This window comes from Bullifex porci (assembly GCF_009695635.1).
GTDB lineage: Bacteria > Spirochaetota > Spirochaetia > Sphaerochaetales > Sphaerochaetaceae > Bullifex > Bullifex porci.
The window spans coordinates 1-20650 of sequence record NZ_VUNN01000020.1; the positions used below are offsets into that span (position 1 = coordinate 1).

General features: G+C 33.4%; 15 protein-coding genes, 2 rRNA genes and 1 pseudogene. 14 read left to right on the forward strand and 4 right to left on the reverse strand.

What is annotated here, in order from left to right; all coding sequences use genetic code 11:
- Positions 1–7 precede the first annotated feature (7 nt).
- Both rrf (FYJ80_RS09040) and rrf (FYJ80_RS09045) read left to right on the forward strand, forming a co-directional pair.
- Positions 8–121, forward strand: a 5S ribosomal RNA gene (gene rrf / locus FYJ80_RS09040).
- A gap of 74 nt (positions 122–195) precedes the next feature.
- A 5S ribosomal RNA gene (gene rrf / locus FYJ80_RS09045) occupies positions 196–309 on the forward strand.
- A 107-nt stretch (positions 310–416) separates the two neighbouring features.
- On the opposite strand, the gene FYJ80_RS09050 is transcribed toward rrf (FYJ80_RS09045), so the two are convergent.
- Both FYJ80_RS09050 and FYJ80_RS09055 read right to left on the reverse strand, forming a co-directional pair.
- Positions 417–2090 carry a glycoside hydrolase family 2 protein gene (locus tag FYJ80_RS09050; protein ID WP_154426158.1) on the reverse strand — a complete coding sequence of 558 codons (1674 nt, stop codon included), beginning with the start codon at positions 2088–2090 and terminating at the stop codon, positions 417–419.
- On the reverse strand, positions 2074–3342 hold the full coding sequence (locus FYJ80_RS09055; RefSeq protein ID WP_154426159.1) for an MFS transporter: 1269 nt from the start codon (positions 3340–3342) through the stop codon (positions 2074–2076). The genes FYJ80_RS09050 and FYJ80_RS09055 overlap by 17 nt, the downstream gene beginning before the upstream one ends.
- Positions 3343–3454: 112 nt before the next feature.
- Here FYJ80_RS09055 and FYJ80_RS09060 point away from each other — a divergent pair, with 112 nt between their 5' ends.
- From FYJ80_RS09060 to typA, 3 genes are all read left to right on the forward strand, one after another.
- Entirely contained in the window at positions 3455–3958 is a 504-nt protein-coding gene (locus tag FYJ80_RS09060; RefSeq protein WP_154426160.1) for a hypothetical protein, read from the forward strand.
- 1 nt (position 3959) lies between these two features.
- Positions 3960–5135, forward strand: a complete 1176-nt coding sequence (locus tag FYJ80_RS09065) for an iron-containing alcohol dehydrogenase (RefSeq protein WP_154426161.1) — start codon at positions 3960–3962, stop codon at positions 5133–5135.
- A 161-nt stretch (positions 5136–5296) separates the two neighbouring features.
- The gene (gene typA, locus FYJ80_RS09070) at positions 5297–7132 is read left to right on the forward strand and encodes a translational GTPase TypA (protein WP_154426162.1); all 1836 of its coding nucleotides are present in this window, start codon (positions 5297–5299) and stop codon (positions 7130–7132) included.
- A 72-nt stretch (positions 7133–7204) separates the two neighbouring features.
- On the opposite strand, the gene FYJ80_RS09075 is transcribed toward typA, so the two are convergent.
- Positions 7205–7951 (reverse strand): exodeoxyribonuclease III, encoded by a 747-nt coding sequence (locus FYJ80_RS09075; RefSeq protein WP_154426163.1) that lies wholly within the window; start codon positions 7949–7951, stop codon positions 7205–7207.
- A 3066-nt stretch (positions 7952–11017) separates the two neighbouring features.
- Here FYJ80_RS09075 and istA point away from each other — a divergent pair.
- From istA to FYJ80_RS09100, 5 genes are all read left to right on the forward strand, one after another.
- Positions 11018–12640, forward strand: coding sequence for an IS21 family transposase (gene istA, locus FYJ80_RS09080; RefSeq protein WP_154426164.1), 1623 nt, complete (start codon positions 11018–11020; stop codon positions 12638–12640).
- Positions 12640–13377 carry an ATP-binding protein gene (locus FYJ80_RS09085; RefSeq protein ID WP_154426165.1) on the forward strand — a complete coding sequence of 246 codons (738 nt, stop codon included), beginning with the start codon at positions 12640–12642 and terminating at the stop codon, positions 13375–13377. The genes istA and FYJ80_RS09085 overlap by 1 nt, the downstream gene beginning before the upstream one ends.
- 468 nt (positions 13378–13845) lie before the next feature.
- The gene (locus FYJ80_RS09090) at positions 13846–14610 is read left to right on the forward strand and encodes a ParA family protein (RefSeq protein WP_154426166.1); all 765 of its coding nucleotides are present in this window, start codon (positions 13846–13848) and stop codon (positions 14608–14610) included.
- A gap of 18 nt (positions 14611–14628) precedes the next feature.
- Complete coding sequence (locus FYJ80_RS09095) at positions 14629–14871, forward strand: hypothetical protein (RefSeq protein ID WP_154426167.1); 243 nt, start codon at positions 14629–14631, stop codon at positions 14869–14871.
- 100 nt (positions 14872–14971) lie between these two features.
- Entirely contained in the window at positions 14972–15433 is a 462-nt protein-coding gene (locus tag FYJ80_RS09100) for an NUDIX domain-containing protein (protein ID WP_154426168.1), read from the forward strand.
- On the opposite strand, the gene FYJ80_RS09105 is transcribed toward FYJ80_RS09100, so the two are convergent.
- Positions 15420–17420 (reverse strand): ATP-dependent helicase, encoded by a 2001-nt coding sequence (locus FYJ80_RS09105; RefSeq protein WP_154426169.1) that lies wholly within the window; start codon positions 17418–17420, stop codon positions 15420–15422. The genes FYJ80_RS09100 and FYJ80_RS09105 overlap by 14 nt on opposite strands.
- Before the next feature lie 309 nt (positions 17421–17729).
- On the opposite strand from FYJ80_RS09105, the gene FYJ80_RS09110 reads away from it, so the two are divergent.
- The 4 genes and pseudogenes from FYJ80_RS09110 (at position 17730) to FYJ80_RS09125 (ending at position 20598) form a co-directional block, all read left to right on the forward strand.
- Positions 17730–18128: a TolC family protein gene (locus tag FYJ80_RS09110; protein ID WP_154426170.1), complete on the forward strand. Its 399-nt coding sequence runs from the start codon at positions 17730–17732 to the stop codon at positions 18126–18128.
- Positions 18129–18174: 46 nt separating this feature from the next.
- A pseudogene (locus tag FYJ80_RS09115) lies at positions 18175–18834 on the forward strand (efflux RND transporter permease subunit); the annotation flags it as partial.
- A gap of 44 nt (positions 18835–18878) precedes the next feature.
- Positions 18879–20012 (forward strand): RNA-guided endonuclease InsQ/TnpB family protein, encoded by a 1134-nt coding sequence (locus FYJ80_RS09120; RefSeq protein ID WP_206361051.1) that lies wholly within the window; start codon positions 18879–18881, stop codon positions 20010–20012.
- 331 nt (positions 20013–20343) lie between these two features.
- The gene (locus FYJ80_RS09125) at positions 20344–20598 is read left to right on the forward strand and encodes a resolvase (RefSeq protein ID WP_154426173.1); all 255 of its coding nucleotides are present in this window, start codon (positions 20344–20346) and stop codon (positions 20596–20598) included.
- Positions 20599–20650: the final 52 nt, after the last annotated feature.

Genomic DNA, 20650 nt, shown 5'->3' on the forward strand with positions numbered 1-20650 from the left:
TGAATTTCCTGGTGACCATAGAGAAGTGGAAACACACGTTCCCATCCCGAACACGACAGTGAAACGCTTCTTCGCCGATGGTACTGCGGCTTGTCCGTGGGAGAGTAGGTCGTTGCCAGGTTTTTTTATGTCTTTTATTTATTATTAAATAGATAATTCATATGACCTTTAATACTTAAAGCTCCTTATGAATTTGCTGGTAGCCATAGAGAAGTGGAAACACACGTTCCCATCCCGAACACGACTGTGAAACGCTTCTTCGCCGATGGTACTGCACCTTGTGTGTGGGAGAGTAGGTCGCTGCCAGTTTTTTTTATTATTTTTATATCTAATAAAATATAAAACTTTGAATTAATTTTATAATAATTTAATTGTTTTAAATTAATTATTATATATTAATTGTATAACTTTTATTTTTAAATACTTATTATCTTATTTAGTTCCTCTATAGATGATTTTATGACCTTTCTATCGAAAGTAATAAATCCATTACTTTCCTCTTCAACATCACTAATTTGTGTATAGATACTTCCTGTTAAGCCCTTTTCCTTTTGTATTTTTATATTATTAAATTGTTCTTTAAGCCTCTGAAGAAATTCCTCTTCTGTTTCTATTTTCTTATATATAAAATCCTTTTCATTATAAACATGATCTTTAATTCTAAATATATTACCGCCAAACTCTGATAATACAGTTGCTCTTTCTTTTTTATCCTTTTTAAATTTATATTCCTGGAAATAGTAGTGATATGATGCTATTTCTCCATCACCTTGGTCATGCCAACCCGATGTTTTATCGAAAAATCTAGTTTTATCAAGATTTCTGAGGTGTAAATATACATCAGTGCTATTAAATTGTCCCCAGCCTTCGTTAAAGATTGTCCAAAGGATGATACATTTATAATTATTTAAAGCTTTAATAGTTTCTTCAGCACTTTGGATAAACTCATCCTTACCCTTTTGCTCCTTCCTGCCAAAAAGTGCATGGTGGTCTTTATCTATTAGCTTAAAGCTCTGCATAACAGCTGGTAAGCTTGCAGCAACGATTGTTGGATTCCCTCCAGATACCATATCCTGCCATACACAAAGACCTATTTTGTCACATAGGTAGTAAAACATTGGAGGCTCAACCTTAATATGCTTTCTTAAAGAATTAAATCCTAATTTCTTAATTAATGTTAAATCGTTTTCAATTTCCTCTTCATTCATTGTTAAATAACCAATAGGTGAATATCCTTGATCTAAAACACCATTAGAGAAGAATTTTTGGCCATTTAACATGAATCTATTATCATCGCTATAAGATAGATATCTGAATGTAAAGTATGAAGAAACTCTATCTTCCTTGAAGGCTACTTTAACTGGATAAAGCTTAGGATTATCAGGACTCCAAAGCTCAAGCCTGGAGATATCAATCATACATTCTTTATTTGTTTCAACACTTATCTTTGAAAATCCAAAATCTATAGTAGCAATATCATTTGATGTAGCACTAATAATTACTATAGCTTTATCCTTATTTAAGGTTTCAGTGTAAATATCTTTTATATATTCGTTAGATCGTTCTTCTATATATACACTTTGCCATATTCCACTTTGACAGCGATACCACATTCCATGAGGCTTTAATGTTTGCTTTCCTCTGCAGTAAGGCTGGGTATCACTAAAGTCGTGTACCTTAACTTCAATTATGTTTTCACCTTCATTTAAATACTTAGTAATATCTGCTTCAAAAGGTGTATAACCACCCTCATGAATAGCTACTAGAGCTTTGTTTACAAATAATACAGCTCTCCAATCAACAGCAATAAAGTGTATAAAAGTTTTTTTATTGCTCATTTTATATATGTATGACCTTCTATACCAAAGCTCATCATCTGGTAGTAATGTATGTTTAACACCACTTCTTTCTGTTTCAGGAGAGTAGGGTACAGTTATTTTCTTAGTATACTTAGGAGGATTATATTTTAGCGTTACTTCATTTTGTGAATTAAATGATGTATCAACCTTAGGAGCCTTAATTATTTCACAATCCCAAATTCCATCAAGTAATTCTATTGGTCTTTCAAGCTTTTTATTTGGATGAAGCATTCTTTTCCTCCTTTAATCTGATACAAACTAACAAGCAAAGTGGTATAAGGATAATAGCAGTCGCTAAGAATAGTATTGGAGTTGGAACATCCTTTATCACTCCTAATTCTGTATAGGTTCTTCCTGAATTCTTAATTAATGTATTTCCAATAAATGGACCTATTATCATAGGAATGGCAACTGTAAAAACCATTCTAATACCTTGGAATGAGCCTGTTAAATTCTTTGGTGTTGTATCTCTTAGATTTGCATTTATACAGGATACTGTAGCAAGATAGCCAGACATAACAAGTAGCGCTGCTATAGTACATAAAGCATAGCTTCTAAAGAAATACATTAATATAGAACCAATAAACATTACAGCTATTGCAATAATGGCAGTTTTACTTTTTCCAAAGCTATCTGCAAATCTTCCTGCTAATATTGAAATTACTGAAGCACTAGTTAAAACTATTGCAAGCATTAATGCGTAATCCTTAAAGCCAAGATATTCTTGAATATAAATAATTAAATATGGAAGAAATACCTGTAGTGATGTTGATATTAAAAGGATATTAATTAAATCAAGGTATCGTGTTTTATTCTTTTTTATCTCAGAAATAGCTAATAAGGAGATAACTCCTTTAATAACATGACTTTCTTTTGTTATGTTAGATTTATCATCCTTAAGCAGGAATAAAGAAAGTATTCCAGTTGCAATGTTAATAATTCCAAAGATAGCGAAGAAGGTTTTCCATTCTCCTCTTTGTGTAAAGCCATCAAATAAACCAAATATGATTAGCATTGAGATTAAAGATAAGGAAGATAATACACCTTCAATTTTGCCTCTATTACTTTCATCACTTTGGTCTGTTACATAGGCGTTAAATGCTGTATCATTAGCTGTTGATCCAAAGAAGGTCATAAGGCAATCAAGAGCAACAACTAAGGCTGCTGCTGTAGTAGCAGTTTTAACTAGATTATTATTAACAAAGCCAAAGGCAGCAGTAGAAAGACCCCAAAGAATATAACCAAAAGAGATAAATGCCTTTCTTTTACCCACCTTATCTGAAAGAATACCCATCAAAAAGGTAGTAAGTGTAGCTGTAATAGCAGAAAGACTAACCATTGAAGCTATATAGGATGTGTTTTGAATTATTGTATTGTACAAGAACACATTTAAATACATGTTCTCTATAGACCATGCTAATTGTCCTGCTAAGCCAATTAATATAAATGAAAGCCATAATCTTTTTGATAACTTATTTTTCATAACAAAGATTATAAACTCAGATAGGTGCTTAGAGAAAATTAAATATTAATAATACATAATATTAAAATACGTCTATATTGACACATTTGTAAAAATTGTATTTTATAAAGTCATGAGTAATATTCGTTTATCTAAGAAACTATTAATCAAATTAAAATCAATAATTAGTAATATTGTTCTTGTTTTTTTATATAGAGCTATTAAGGTTCTTGCAAAGGAAGATAGTAATATAAGAAAGGAATTTGAATCTTGGGAAAATGGCCTTTCAGTTGCCTTAAAATGCTCAATACATGGACCATCTCTTTATTTGATTAAGAATGGTAATAAGCTTTCTAAGGTTAATAAGCTTGAAAGTGCTGATATTATTATCACATTTAAAAGTCTTGATGCAGCTTTCTTAGTATTAACTGGTCAAATTGGGATATCTAGAGCCTACTCAGAGCATAGATTTATGTTAACAGGTGATATATCAAAAACTATGAGCTTAGTAAGAGCTATAGATATTACTGAGGCTTATCTATTTCCATCAATTATGTCAAAAAGAATACTCAAGGCTTTACCTGAAAAAAAGAGAAGCTCTTTGACAATATACAGAAAAGTAATATTTGGAGTTTAATATGTATTTTGAGTTTTCTAATCCTGGCAAAATATTAAGTGGTACATATGCACTAGAAAATATAGCTTCTGAATTAAAGCTTTTAAATTGCTCAAGAGCTATGGTTTTATCAGATAAGGTATTAAACGATATTGGTAGTGTAAAAACACTATCTGATGCTCTAGTAACTGGTGGAATAAAAATTGCATCTATTTATACAGATATTCCTGCTGATAGTGATATTTTGGTAGTAAATAAAATTGCTAACGAATATAGAAAAGTAAATGCAGATTCTATTATTGCTCTTGGCGGTGGTTCTGTTATTGATACAGCTAAGAGCTTGAGAATGCTAATTAGTCAGGGTGGTAATGATATTTTATCATTTGTAGGGTGTGAAGTACTTCCAAAGGGACAAAGCGTCCCATTAGTTGCAATCCCAACTACAAGTGGCACCGGTAGTGAAGCAACTCAAATTGCTGTAATAAAGAATAATGAAAAGCATGTTAAGATGGAATTTGTAAGTCAATTTTTACTTCCTGACCTTGCTGTTATTGATCCAAGATTTTGTACTAGTATGCCAAAAAGAGTTACAGCAATGACAGGCCTTGATGCTTTAACTCATGCTTTAGAATCATTTTACTGCTTGCAAAAGAATATTGTTAGCCAAAGCTATGCCTTAGCTGCTGTTCAATTAATTAAAGATAATCTAATTAATGCTATAACTAACGGCTCTGATAAGAAAGTTAGACTTAACATGGCTAATGCTTCTTTATTAGCTGGAAGTGCATTTTCAAACTCTATGGTTGGGTTAGTTCATGCTATTGGTCATTCATTAGGTGGTATTGCTAAGGTTCCACATGGGCTTGCAATGGCTATTTTGCTTGTACCATGCTTGCGTTTTAATTTAGATTACTGCAGAGAAGAGTATGAGAGATTATTCTTAGCATTTGTTGGAGCTGAAGAGTATGTAAAGGTTGAAAAGAGTAAGAGAGCTGAAGCCTTTATTGATGCGATAGAGGACTTTTTAAGCTCTGTTAGTAAGAAGGCTGATATGAGCTTAAAGCTTTCTAGCTATAATGTTGATCCTAAATGCTTTGAAGCTGTTGCAGCTTTATCAATAAATGATGGAGCAATTATTGTAAATCCTAGAGAGTGCTCAAAGGATGAAATAATAGAAATTCTTAAGCAGTGCTTATAATTAATAAATAGTTCTCGCGATACCCCAATATTAGGAAGTGTAATATTGGGGTAAAAGTTTTTAATATTAACCTCAAAACTTTATCTATAGTAAAGAATAAGATAAAAAAATATGTGATAGTAGTAGTCATATTTGCGCTATTGTGATATTTTTCCATTGCAATGTTAAAACGTAATGAGAATATAAGAAATATCGCTATAATAGCTCACGTTGACCATGGTAAAACTACATTGGTTGACGCACTGTTTAAGCAGAGTGGCTTAGTTGGTAAGGGCATGGATGTAGATAGAGTCATGGACTCTGGTGATATCGAAAGAGAAAGAGGTATCACAATTAGTGCTAAAAACTGTGCAATTAACTATAAGGGTGTAAAGATTAATATCATTGATACTCCGGGACACGCAGATTTCGGAGGAGAAGTAGAAAGAGGACTCAGCATGGTAGACGGTGTAGTTCTACTTTGTGATGCAGCTGAAGGACCTCTTCCTCAAACAAGATTCGTATTAGAGAAAGCACTTGGTAAGAATCTTCCTGTCATAGTTGTAATTAATAAAATAGATCGTGCTGATGCAAGAGCTGAGGATGTTTTAAATGAGGTCTATGATCTTTTATTGGAGCTTAGCTCTGATGAAAGTATTCTAGAGGTTCCTGTATTCTATGCTAATGGTAGAGCAGGTGTTTGTGGCACATCGTTAGATGATATTAAGGATAACCTCTACCAGCTATTAGATTGTATTGTCTCTTACATTCCTGCACCTGAATATGATGATGAGGAACCTTTCCAGATGCTTGTAAGTGATTTATCATATTCAGATTTCCTTGGTCGTTTAGCTGTTGGTAAGGTTATAAACGGAAGCGCTAGTACAAATGATTCTCTAGTATGTTTAAAGGAAGATAGAGAAGAAAACCTTAGAGTAACTAGACTCCAAGCCTATGATGGTCCTGTATTTAAAGAGGTACCTTCTATTTCTGCAGGTGATATAGTAGTTCTCTCTGGTGTAAGTGATGTATCAATTGGTGATACTATTTGTACTAAGGAAGAGAAAAAAGCATTACCAAGAATTAAAGTTGATGAACCAACTGTTTCTATGCTCTTTTCAAAGAATATCTCACCTTTAGCTGGTCGCGACGGTAAAATTGTTACAAGCGCTAAAATTTGGGAACGCTTACAGAAGGAAGCCTTAAGAAACGTTTCAATTAGAATTGAGAAAAATATGGATGATACCTTTACTGTAAAGGGTAGAGGTGAATTCCAAATGGCTATTATCGTTGAGGAGATGAGAAGAGAGGGCTTTGAGCTTTGTGTTGGAAGGCCTCATATCATCTTTAAAACCGATAGTGAGGGTAGAAAAACAGAGCCTATCGAGGTTCTATTAATAGATTGCCCTGAAGAATCTAGTGGCGTTGTTATGGAGAAGCTTGGAAAGCGTAAGGCAATAATCAGTGATATCACCTATACAGCTGGTGATAGAGTAAAGATAAGATTTGAAATACCTTCACGTGGACTCATTGGCTATAGAGATGAATTCCTAACAGATACTAAGGGCTTTGGCATAATGAATAGCTATATCAAGGGCTATGAACCATATAAGGGGGATTTCCCTGACAGATTCTCAGGCTCTCTTATTTGTGATAGAGCTGGTACAGCTGTAGCTTATGGTATATGGGAGCTTGAGGATAGAGGTAGAATGTTCATTGTTCCTGGTGATGAGGTATATGAAGGTGAAGTTGTAGGTGAGAGAAATAGAGAAGGGGATCTAATGCTTAATCCTACTAGAACTAAAAAGCTTACAAACCTTAGAGCTGCGGGAAAGGATGAGGCTGTTGCTCTTACACCTGTTGTAAAGCCTTCTCTTGAGCAAGCTATACAGTTTATTAAGGATGATGAATTAGTAGAAGTAACACCTAATGCTATTAGAATGTGTAAGAAGATCTTGGATACTCAAAAACGAAAGATATTTAATAATCGTGGTGAGATCCCAGAATACTTAAACTAACCTTATAAGAATAGTAATGGCCATAAAGCGAAATACTTTATGGTCATTATTTTAATTAAACCGTTAAGTAAGTTAAATTGTAATGCCAACAGGACAGTGGTCACTACCCATTACCTCATTAAGAATGTATGCATCCTTAATTTCACTCATAAAGCGATTTGAAACTACAAAGTAATCAATTCTCCATCCTGTATTCTTTTCTCTTGCTTTAAACTTGTAGGACCACCAAGAGTATTTAACTTCATCTGGATATAATGCTCTAAAGGAATCAGTAAATCCTCTAGAAAGTAATCTAGTAAAGTCATCACGTTCTTCAATAGTAAATCCTGCATTTCTTAAATTTGTTTTAGGGTTCTTAATATCAATCTCTTTATGAGCTACATTTAGATCACCACAAAATAGAACAGGCTTAGTCTTATCAAGATTAACTAAATATTCTTCTATTACGCTATTAAAAACTCTTCTGTAATCAAGGCGTTTTAATTCTGTTTGACTATTAGGTATATATGCACATACTAAATAGAAGTTTTCGTACTCTGCCGTTATAACTCTTCCTTCATGGTCATGCTCATCAATTCCAATGCCATAGCTAACATTAAGTGGTTTTACCTTACTTAATATTGCAGTACCACTATACCCCTTTTTATCTGCATAGCAGAAATACTGTTCATATTCACTTAAATTTAAATCTATTTGACCCGCTTGGATCTTTGTCTCTTGTAAGCAGAGAATATCAGGATTGAATTCATTTATAAAATCATAAAAGTTCTTTCCAGTTATTGCTCTAAGACCATTTACATTCCAACTAACAATATTCATAAAAGTATTCTAGCATTTGATTAAAACAATCTCTAGTAATAAAATTTGGAATATAAATTATATAAAATAAATATAATAATAATTTGATTAACATAAAATATAATATAAAAATTAATATTAATTATTATATTTTTAATGAAATTATATAAAACATTAATAAAAAAATATAAATATATCTATAAATTATATATAATAATTATATAGATAAACTATATAAATAATATATTTAAATATTGAAATAATTTGTAATAATTTAAATTATTAATTAGATTATTTAATAAAGATATCTTTTTTAAATACTATATTATAACTTTGTTATAATAAATATATTAAAACTAATACTAACTGAGATTATCATGGTAACTTTGCTCGGAAAACACATTTAGAAAATAAGCCATGTAATTTATTATATTGAGTATTCTCGCTCATCAGCCCTATTTGTATCAACTTTAGCATCATCCTATCTCATATAAACTCCACCTAGTTCTATTAATATAATCTCACCATTAGCACCATTAATCATCGCAATTAAACAGCATAAAAAATTATAATATCATTACAAGCATTCTCCCCTTAGAATTTCATTTCAGGCTTTTGAAATTATGGCTGCTAATAGCATTTCTGGTTGCGGTAAGTCTTTTATCGCTTGTTTCATTGGTACAATGGCTTGCTCTCAAGAAAAAAAGATGGCTCTATTATTGCTTACCCGACCTTTGTACAGACTTTGATTGTCTAAAGTTAGCCCAACAGAGTAGGAGGTTTGTTTCAAAACTGGTTAAAATGGAACTTTTGATTCTTGATGAGTGGTTTGGAATTACACTCTCTGATAAACACATAAACCTCATCTTTTAAATTGTCTAAAAACGCACTGAAGTGCATTCAACAAAATCTATTATCAATATAAACCTCAAGTGGTATACACGCTTTGTTGAATCTAATCAATATGAAAGCATTTTTAATCGCATCTTCTCTGAACTCTGTATGATACACGTAGAGACATTAATATAAGAGATTATTATTCTGCTTCTATACTTATTATCTAATTAGTTCTGAAGTTGTTACTAGCACTGGTGCTCTCTTTTAGATTACCGGTGCTTTTAAATAAGAATTATCAGTAAGCCATAGAGATTTTTCCTAAATAACTAAAAGTATATGAGAAGCTAATTAACAAGCTAACAACCATATATTAAATATTTAACTTGAAATCTACCATTGCTCCTAGTTGAAGGTGTAATAGCAATATCATAATGATTACCACATAATGTTACTTTCTTAGTTAAACTGAAGAATACTATAAAAAGAATGTGTTTAATTATATTAATTATTAAATTCTAATACTCTTACTCTATTTAAAAATCATGGTTTTAAAGCCCAAATTTTAAAAGCACTATATATTATGCTTATATATTAAAATAATATGATACTTAGACTGTTATAATTAATGTTTTTAAAGAAATTATAGTATAATTCGTTATAAACTATTATAACTAATATTTTATTTAATAAAAATAATATAATAATTATAAATATTCATATAAAAATGATATTTCATAAACATAATTATAATTTGAAATAATATAATTATATTGAATATTATTAATAAAAAAATATTTTAATTATATAAAAACAATTTATATACATTTATTATTAATATAAGAAATATAATATTCTATTATTAAAATAATAATTATTTCTGTTAAAATAAATTATAATAGATATCATAATTATGGATAAAATATTAAAATTTTCATTTTTTATATTTATGTGTGAGATTATTTTCAGAATACTAGAATATTCAAGCAATATTAATTTTAAGAAAACTTATCTGAAGTAAGTTTTCTTAAAGAATGCTGCAAGTAACTATAAGAGAGTCTTTGGTTCAAAATATATGTTTTAACCAATTGCTAATTCTTCTGTGTTTCCTAATCTCAACAAAAGTGCTTCTATTACTAATTAGAAGCAGCATTAATATTTTATGGAACTAAATAAGTTAATTATTTCATTAGATCATCTAAGAGCATCATGGAATGCTCAATGAAGATTTTTTTTTAGAATTGAAAAAATAATAAGAAGAAAAAAGTTTCTAAGAGTTAGCTGTATCATACTAAAAAACTATAGGAAGTTTTCATAAATAATTTGTCAGTATTCTAACAATGTTAGTTAATGATACATATAGAATAAAACTATAACTTAAATGTGTAATATTAGTTATAGTACTAGCATTCGTAACATCTTAAGAAGCACTAAAATAATAAGCAGTAAATAACTGATATATACAACATGTTCTACTTATCGCAATTGATTATAAAAATACCTGAGTTATAGTTTAACTTTTCATTTAGTGTAAACTAAAGAGAGAAACCTGTCATAATGAAAACAGTGGAGATATTATTAGATTGTTGAATTTTCTTATCTGTATATCTCAACTTTTATGAATATAAAATGAACTCGGTTTTATTATGCTTTTTCAAATCCGTTCAGAAATAATAAGTTGATAAATTATTTTAAAACTAATTTATAAGATATTAAAAAGAAATCTGATTGTATAAAAGTCATGCAGCTACAAGTCTACAGAATAAGGCAGCAGTCAAAGAATTATTTGAAGTTTAAATGATTTTAGGATGAAGCAGCCTCAAATATTGTTTTATAGTGGTGCTAATACTAAGATAATAAATAAAACTAATAGTGCTTAGGATAATAGTTAGAGATCTACTAGTTACGACAATTGGTGCTAATTATTCTATTACTATTTTTACTTATAATTATGTAATAGGGGAGTTTCTAGAAAATTTACTATATTGTCGTGTCTAATTCTTTCATTGCTATTTCTAATATTTATTAAATTAAAAATATTTTAGAAAAGGAGTTTGATATTTTAGTTAATGAATAGCTCTAGATTTACCAAAATAATGCATATAGCGTAAGCTAACGGCCTACTTTGCAGAGCCAAACGGTCGAAATGCGAAGCCAAACGGTCGCCTATTCTTTTATTAATAGCTATGTCTCCATGATAATGGATGTATTCATTCTAAAGGATGAAAATACATTTATTAAGGAGGATAATGTATGCTTGATTACAAGGATATCATTATCAAACACTATGCACTTTCACTATCTGGAAGTGAAATTGCCCGACAATTGGGCGTAAGTAAATCTGGGGTTAATGACTTCTTAAGAGCATTTGACAAATGTGAATCTATTTCCTACCCCCTTCCGCCTGGTATCACAAATTATGGAATCGCAGAGCTTGTGTATGGTTCCGTACCTGGATCAGGAGGAAGAAATGAAAGTATAGAGTATCCAGACTATGAAGCAGATGCTAGACTCATGGCAACAAGAAAAAACATGACTTTGGTTTTTCTTTGGAACAGATACTCTAAAAAATGTGCGGAAGAAGGAAAGCGCTTCTACCAATACCGTCAGTACTGTGAACTCTACAACAAATGGTGCGAAGAGAATTATGAGACTGCCCACTTTGATGCTGTAATAGCTCAGAAGATGGAGGTTGACTTTGCTGGTCAAACCTTCAACATGACAGATCCTCTTACTGGGGAAATCATGACTATCGTTGTCTTTGTGGCAATACTTCCGTATTCTCAGTATATTTATGCAGAAGGAATGCTCTCCACAAAAGAACCACAGTGGATTGAGGTCAATAATCATGCCCTCGATTACTTTGGTGGAGTTCCTGCTTTAGTTGTCTGTGATAATTGTAAACAGGCTGTCACTGTCAATCGGGACTGGATTGAACCTGAGTTAAATAAGGATTATGCTGACTGGGCAGAGCACAATGGCACTGTTATTCTTCCAGCAAAGGTTCGTAAGCCGAAGTTCAAAAGCTCTGTAGAAAATGCAGTGGGCATTCTTGAGAAAGGGTTATTTCACAAACTTGAAGAGCATCAGTATTTTTCGTTGGAACAGTTTAATAGAGATCTCTGGAAGGAACTGGAGGCTCTGAATAAAGAGCCGTTTAAGAAGAAAGAATACAATAGATACTTCTATTGGGAAGAGGAAAAACTTGAATTGATGCCGCTTCCTTCCATGCATTACGAGTACATGGAGAGAAAAACGGCAAAGGTATCAAGCGACTTCCACGTACGCTTTGACAATGCTTATTATAGCGTAGACAAAGCATATCTTCACAAGAAAGTATCTATCAAGGCTTCTTCAACTGTTGTTCGTATTTATTCTCTTACCGGAGAGTACCTTTGTGAATGGCCTAGAGCAACCCGTAAAGGACAGTGGTCAACCAATCCTAATCACTTGCCTGACACATATAAAGGATTTAGCCAGTGGAATGGCCCTTACTTTATACAAAAAGCTCAGCTTGTCGGCAAGAATACTGAGTCTGTTATTCGCACAATCCTAAAATCTAGACCTTATGAGGTTCAGACTTATCGTATGTGCTTAGGCATACTAAACTTTACAAAAAATTATAGTAATAAAGCACTTGAAGAGTGCTGTAAGCAGGCGATTGCACTTAACAAGCAGAAATACACTTTTATCAAGAATACGATATCTGTTATTGCTGATGATCTTGGAGTCGCTGGATATCGTCACTCCGTACCGTCAAAGAAAGAACTGGTACGAGGTGGATTTGTAATGCCTCCAGAAGCTTCCAGTATTGATACCCTTTTATCACGCAGCAAATTTCTTGCTGATCAGATGCGAGAGGAGGTCGATAAATAATGCTTACAGGAACCTCACTAATTAACGAGCTCGTTGATGAACTAAATGAACTAAAGCTTTCAAAAATGGCTGCTACTTTGGATGATCTGTATCATAAGCCAGGGTTTCTTGAAATGGATCGACTTACTCTTATTGCTGAGTTGATTGGGCCACAGTTTCATGAAAAGATCAGTACGACACTTAAGAACCGACTGACAGCAGCACATCTTAAAGGTTCTCCAGAGGAACTATCAGACTGTGTTGATTCTGATAAACGTGAGTATTTGCCCTCAGGTATAACAGAAGTACTTTCTTCTCTTGATTTCATTGAAAGAGGTTACAATCTATGCATCCTTGGTGAATCAGATGCGGGGAAGTCATATCTTGCAAAAGCAATTGGCATTAAAGCCTGTAATCGGTATAACGTTGGTTACTTCCATAGTGAAGAGTTTTTGGAAAGCATGGTAGCTCTTAAAGAGCAGGATTACGAGAGATATGCTCGAAAGATGAAGAAGTATCTCAAATGGGAACTGATTATTCTTGACGATTTCCTGCTCCACACAATCATGGATGAGCGGGAGATTAAAATCCTTTTTGAGCTATTAGAAAAACGTAACGAACAGAGGAAAAGCACTATTGTTTGTTCTCAGCGGGATCCGGATAACTGGAAGGCTATGATACTCAACGATGAGGTATCAGCAAACTCCATTATGAAGAGAGCTACAAAACACTACACAATCAAGATCAATACCCGATAGGTTATGGTCAAATAACAAAAATGAGCGGCTGTTATGCTCTGCAAAACGGCCGTTCTAAAACGCATTTGCGACCGTCAAATGACGCAAACTGCAAATAATACTAAATGTAGAATATTTTAAATAAATTCTGTGTTAAAGTTAAATGAAAAAGCATACTAATAAAATAAAATGTATTATTTATTAGTATAGGAATTAGTAAATCGATAATTGTAAATAAAAAACAAATATACCAAATTAGGATTATTAATAAATATTATTAAATATGATGAAAATTATTATAGAAAATTTTTTATTACTAAACTGTAAAATAATTATATATTATTTGTAGTGAAAATATTAATAAAACTATAAATATTATATAAAAACAATAGCATTAATAAATCATTTTTTAATCATAGATAATTTATTTGATTTTATTTATTGTAGCTTTTGATATTTAAGTTTATAATTTTAATTTGTGGAGGATTTATGGCTAAGACTGTCGCATTTCATTTGCAGAAAGGTGGGGTAGGTAAAACAACTATATCTGGAACCCTTGCATGTCAGTCTGCGCTTGGTGGTCATAAAACATTAATTGTTGACTGCGATCCTCAAGGTAATATTTCATCTTGGTTTTTAAAAGAACCTCCTAAATATGAACTTGCAGATGTCTTACAGGGAAAATGCTATGTTAATGATGCAATAGTGAAAGTACCTGCTGTAGATAATTTATATATTTTACCTACCTTTGGTATTGGTGGGACTTTAAAGCTTTATTCTGAAACTAAGCTTGCTGAAGAGCCTTTTGTTTTACAGGACTTAATTGCAGAAGCAAGCGCTGGATTTGAGAGAATAGTTCTTGATCTTTCACCAGGCCTTGGCAGATTAGAAAGAAGTGCACTTATTGCTAGTGATGAAGTAGTTTCGCCAATGATAAGTGAAGTGTTTAGTTTAGATGGTCTTGAAATCTTTATTCATGAACTTGTTAAGATTCGAAAGAATATGAGAGCGAGTGTTAAGCATAACAAGGTTATCATTAATTCTTATGACTCACGAATTAAGCAGCACAGAGATATATATGCCGCGGCACTAAAGGCAAAGAATTATGAAGTATATTTAATTCCTGTTGACCCTATATTTAGAAAATGTCAGGAAGCAGGAAAGGCACCTCAGGGTTTTAAAATCAAAGGCCGAGGTATGAAGGACTCTACAATTGCGGCTTTTGAAAAGCTCGATAAAGATATTTGGAAGTAATAAGGAGAAACAATAAATATGGCTTTAAAAAAATCAGGTAATGATAATTTGTCAAATGAGTTTTTTAGTCCAAGTGAAACAAAGGCTAAGGAGGTCTTTGCTTCTGCTCGCCAGGATAAGGAAAAGAAAATATTAACAACCTTTTCTATTGAGCCTTCCTTTAAAACAGAACTAGAAGATCTTTTCGCTGATTTAGGTTTAGGTTGGGCTGCTGGTATTAGATTTGCATTGAAAGAGTTTGCAAAGAAATATAAAAATTAATTATTTTTTTTCATATAAAATTGATTGATTAATATTATATGAATTATATAATTTTTAATTAATTTAAATATTATTTTGATTTAAAATAAATATCATAACAATGAAAGCTTTATATAAGTATATTACAGAAGGCTATTCTGGCGCAGGAATTATAATTACTTATAAAGATGAGGTACTTTTTCAATTAAGAAAGCATCCTCTTTCTTGGGCTTTTATTGGGGGTGGCTATGATAAAGCTAAAGATAATAGCTTTTTAGATACTGCTATTAGAGAGCTCTATGAAGAAAGCGGTATTAAAATAAATAAAGAAGAAATTGATAAAAATCCAATTCATAGCCTTGGTTTTGGAAAATATAAATGGATTCTTTTTCATATAAGCTTAACAAATCGTCCTACTATTAATGGTGATAAGGAGTACTCCGACGAGTATATAAAATATAAATGGGTAAAGATAAATAATTATCGCCAAGAGCTAAATAATAGAGAAAAGAAGCACTATCCACTGTACTTCTTTGTCTCATATCAAATGAAAGAATTAAAAAGAAGAATTACTTTTTCCTAAGCTTTTCAAGCATAGCACTTAATGCTGCAAGCTTATCTTCAGTTGAGGTTTCCTCCTCTCCTGCAACCTTATTACTTATCAATTGATTAGGAATTTCCTCAATGAATCGGGATGGAAGACAGAGATGGTTTTCTCCCATTCTATCCTTTCTATTTTCACAATAGGTAATAGTTAGCTCCTTTTTTGCTCTAGTAACTGCAACATAGAAAAGCCTTCTTTCTTCCTCTATATTTGCCGGATTTTCCTCTAATGCACGGCTAGAAGGGATAATATTATCTTCTATTCCTGCTAAATATACAGTATTAAACTCTAGGCCCTTAGCTGCGTGCATAGTCATTAAATTTACTTTACCTTTCTCCACATCACTATTTTCTTCACCTAAGATCATAACAAGATTTAGGTAATCACGAAGAGAGGTATCAGGATTAGATTTTTCATAACGACTTATTCTTTGTCTTAAGAATTCTAATGACTGCATTTTATAGTCAACACTTTTAGGACTATCAGGGTAGTCCTCATGTAGCTTTTCTCTATAGGAAATATCGTCAATAATTGTTGATAGCAAGCTAGCCTTTTGATTATTTTCAGCTAAATTTTGCCAACCAATTACCATTTGGACAAAGTTTTTTAAAGCCTCTTTTGTCTTTCCACTTACAGGAGCATCGGCAGCATAAGCAAAATCTGATAGTGCATCAAAAAGAGAGGTTTTCTTTTTATCTGCATGCTGACGAAGCTTTTCAATTGTAACTCTACCAATACCTCTTCTAGGAGTATTGATAATTCTCAAAAGTGAAACATCGTCATCAATATTTACTATAACCTTTAAATAGCATAGTAGATCACGAATTTCCTTTCTATCAAAGAAGCTTTGGCCACCAGAAACCTGAGTTGGGATAGAGTTTTCCATCAAGGCTGTTTCAAGCTTTGATAATAATCCATTTGTTCTTACTAGAACTGCAAAGTCAGAGTAGGCAAGACCCTCCTTTCTAGAGCGATCTTTTATATGCTGAGCTATGTAATATGCTTCCTCTTCCTCATCCTCGTTACTAGTTACATATATTTGACTTCCCTTAGAGTCCTCTGTCCAGAGCTTCTTTTCCTTTCGCTTTTCATTATGAGTAATTATCGTATTTGCAGCCTCAAGTATATTACCACTACAGCGATAATTTCTTTCTAGCTTGAACTCCTTAAGAGTAGGGAAATCATGTTCAAAATTAACAATATTTTGATAGTTAGCGCCACGCCATGAATAAATCGATTGGTCATCATCACCAACAACAGCAATATTTTGATATTTCTTTGCTATTAAAGTAATAAACTTATACTGAAGTAAAGAAGTATCCTGGAACTCATCAACTAGAATATATTTATAGCGTTCCTGAACAATATTTAATACGTCAGGACGTTTTTCAAATATTTTAATTGGAAGTAAAATTAAATCATCAAAATCTACAACGTTATAGGCCTTTTGAGTTGCTATAAATTCATTGTAAATCTCTTCTAAGGCGCTATCCTTATTTTGTATTTCCTTATGTCTTTCACACTTTATATCTGAAAAAAGAGCTAATAGAGAGCTTATATTATAATTTGAGAGGTCATAGCCAAGTGTTACGATAACATTTCTTAAAAGAGATGTATTATCGTTTGTATCATAAACTGTAAAGTTATTTTTATAACCTAAGTACTGGATATATTGCTTTAATAAGCCAAGACCAAAGGAGTGGAAGGTCGTTGCAGTAATGTGTTTATAATTACCCTTAGTTAGCTCACTAATACGTTCCTTCATCTCCTTAGCTGCTTTATTTGTAAAAGTTAAAGCCAAGATTTCTCTATCCTGGATACCTTGCTCAAGCATATATGCAATTCTATAGGTCAGCATCCTAGTTTTACCAGAACCTGCCCCTGCAATTATTAATGAAGGACCATTTATATTCGCTGCAGCTTTTGCCTGCTCACTATTAAGCTCTTTAACCAAATCTATTGACATACAAGGATGAAAGCTATCAATTAATTTGTTTATTATCAAGTAGTGCTTGTAGAGAGAAAAAGCTCTTAGCTTTATCTATTTTGTAGTTAAATAAAGGGTTATCTAAGTTAAGGTTTTTTATAAAATCTTTTAAAAATCCTTGAGCTTTTAAATGTCACTTTTTAAATTATTTATATAATTTAATAGATTTTCTTCATACAATACACAAAGTGTATCTAATCTTCATTTAATACTATTCATTCTTCAGCTTTGATTCATCAAAAAAGAAGCTTAATACGAATAAAGTTCTTAAGCTAGGAGGGATTAAAGATGAAAAAGATAATCATATTATTGTTTATCACTCTATCCTTAGGTTCTTTATTTGCTAAAGAGGTTACTATTAATGATGCAATTGAAAGTACAAAGCTTAATAGTATTTCTCTTGCTATTGAAAAAGAACAATTAGAGCAAAGCCTTCGTTCTGCGTCGGTATTATCATCGTACTTGCCAAATATTTCCTTAACGGGTACAGCTACAACTACTGGATCTGCTATTACAGGAACCTTTACACCACTTAGTGCAAATGTAAATGCAGGTATAAGCTGGAGTATAGGAACATCTTTAATCGGGAAGAAAGAAAGTGCTGCTATACAAAGAACTCTTGCAGAGCTAACATATAGTAGTAGTGCTCAATCTGTTGAGTCAGCTGCAGTATCGTCCTATCTTTAACTTGCAAGAACATTAGTTAACAACCTTATCTGTAGATGAAACCTATTCTGTTGTAGTAAAGCTTCGTGATGAGGATGTGTCATCTCTTACAGATATTCTTGCATTAAGAATACCTGCAAACGGTAGTACTATTGCTCTTGAAGAGCTAGTTACAATCGAGGAGTATACAGCACCAGCAAGAATAAGTAGAGAAAATAAGGAGAGAGTAAATCACGTAACAGCAAATGCTAAGGATGGTTATTCTGCTTCTTATGCACAAAATGAAGTTAATAGAATATTAGATTCCTATTTAATTCTTCCTGATGGAGTAAAGCTAGTGCAGGCTGGTGAGATGAATGATTTTGCAAGCTATATGCCATATATAATAACAGTAATAATACTAGCTCTATTCTTAGTATATGCTGTAATGGCAGGACAATTTGAGAGCTTAAAGAACCCATTTATTATCTTTGCAACTATACCTCTACTCTTAATTGGTGTAATTTGGATTCACATATGGACAGGAAATGATTTTACTCTCTTTTCTATAGTTGGTATTGTTGCCCTAATTGGTGTAGTAGTAAACAATGGTATTGTACTAGTTGATGCGATAAACAGATTATTAGACGAAAAGGATTATCCAGTCTTAGAGGCATGCTTAAGAGCTGCTAAGGGAAGATTACAAATTAACCGCCGAGAAAACCCACGCGCCTTGACCGTGAGATGAAAGGCGGTAATGCGTAATGCCATAAAATGTGCTATAATGATGTCATGCGAACACTGACAGTAAAACTGTATGGCAGCGATGACTTCGGATACCTTAGTGATATGATAAATATCGCCGGAATCATATACAACACGGCACTGACAATCATACAGGACCACTATACCGAAACAGGGAAGCTTTTGGATAAATATGAACTCCAGAAACAGCTCCGTAACCTTCGTAACGTGGATGAAAACCGTCACTGGCGATATGTAGGAAGTCAGGCGGTACAGGAGATAACCGACAGGATATACAGGGCGTACCGGCTGTTTTTCACTAACAGGGAGAATGGAGTCAAATGTTCGCCACCCCGTCGTCGCAAGGTTAAAAAGTACAAAAGCGTCACCTACAAACAGGCGGGATACAGATTCCTTACTGGCGGACGTATCAGCATAAACGGACACATCTACAGATACTGGGACTCCTATGACGGACTCCTGGAACGGATCAAAATCAAGACCATAACAGTAAAGCGCAACATACTCGGAGAGTTTTTCGTCTACGTCACCACAGACAGCCCCGTCACCATGCGTGAAACCAGGGACGGACGCGGTGAGGTCGGCATGGACTTCGGACTCAAGATGTTTCTTACGCTGTCGGACGGCAGTGTGATCAGGTCCCCAGAGTTTTTCAGACAAGGAGTAAACGAAGTCCGAAAAGCGAATCGTGCCCTGAGCCGTAAGGTGATGGGGAGCAACGGATACGAGCGTGCACTGAAGGCACTGTACCGCAGGCACCAGGACATCGCGAACAGACGCAGGGACTGGTTTTGGAAGCTAAGCCATGAACTCTGTTCAAGGTACGGCGTCATAGCCATAGAAGACCTTAATATCAAGGGTATGGCGAGGATGTGGGGACGCAAGGTCCACGACTATGCGTTTTCGGAGTTTGTGGAAATCCTGGAGTGGTGTGCCCGAAAGTACGGGACCAGGGTCATCAGGATTGGACGGTACTACCCGTCGTCCCAAACCTGCTCTGCATGCGGACATGTGTGGCCGAGCACCAAAGACCTCAGTGTCCGTGAGTGGACCTGCCCGGAATGCGGGGTGTATCACGACAGGGACGTGAATGCCGCGGTGAACATACTAGCTGAGGCAAAGCGTATCATGAATCGAATGGAACAGGCGAAGGACGCCTAGATCATAAGGCGAGGCCGGACGGGTCTCGCGGGCCAGAGACAGTGTAAGACATCCTTCGGGACGCAACCGTCGTTACCATGGCCAGATTCCCATGGGCTTGCCCGTGGGAGTACGTCAATTAGAAACCAGCTAAGAGAATATGATTTAACTAATAAATAAAATGATAGGGGACTTACCTGTGACCTTCTAGTTGGACCAATAATCTAATTAGGAGGTTAATTTTTATGAAAGTAAAGGAAGAGAAGATAAAAAGGCGCTTTTAAGTTATATTAATAGTGAAGAGGCCTTTAAGAACCTTGATTATAAAACTGCTAAGTTATTAGAAACAATAATGAAGGTAGATATTCCAAATGATGGAGGATATAACATGTGTAAGGCAATTGAAGATATAAAAAATGATGGTAAGCTTGAGGGCAAGCGTGAAGGCAAGCGTGAGGGTAAACGCGAAGGAAAACGTGAAGGAAAGTGTGAAACTCTATATGAGTTAACCCGTGATGGAATAATTACAAAGGAAATAGCTGCTAATAAGCTTAATATTACTGCTGAAAAGTTTGAAAAGGATATGAAGGCTTACTTTGCAAAGTAATAGCTTTAGAGGGCTATTAAATTTTTTAGTAGCCCTATTATGCAAAAATCCT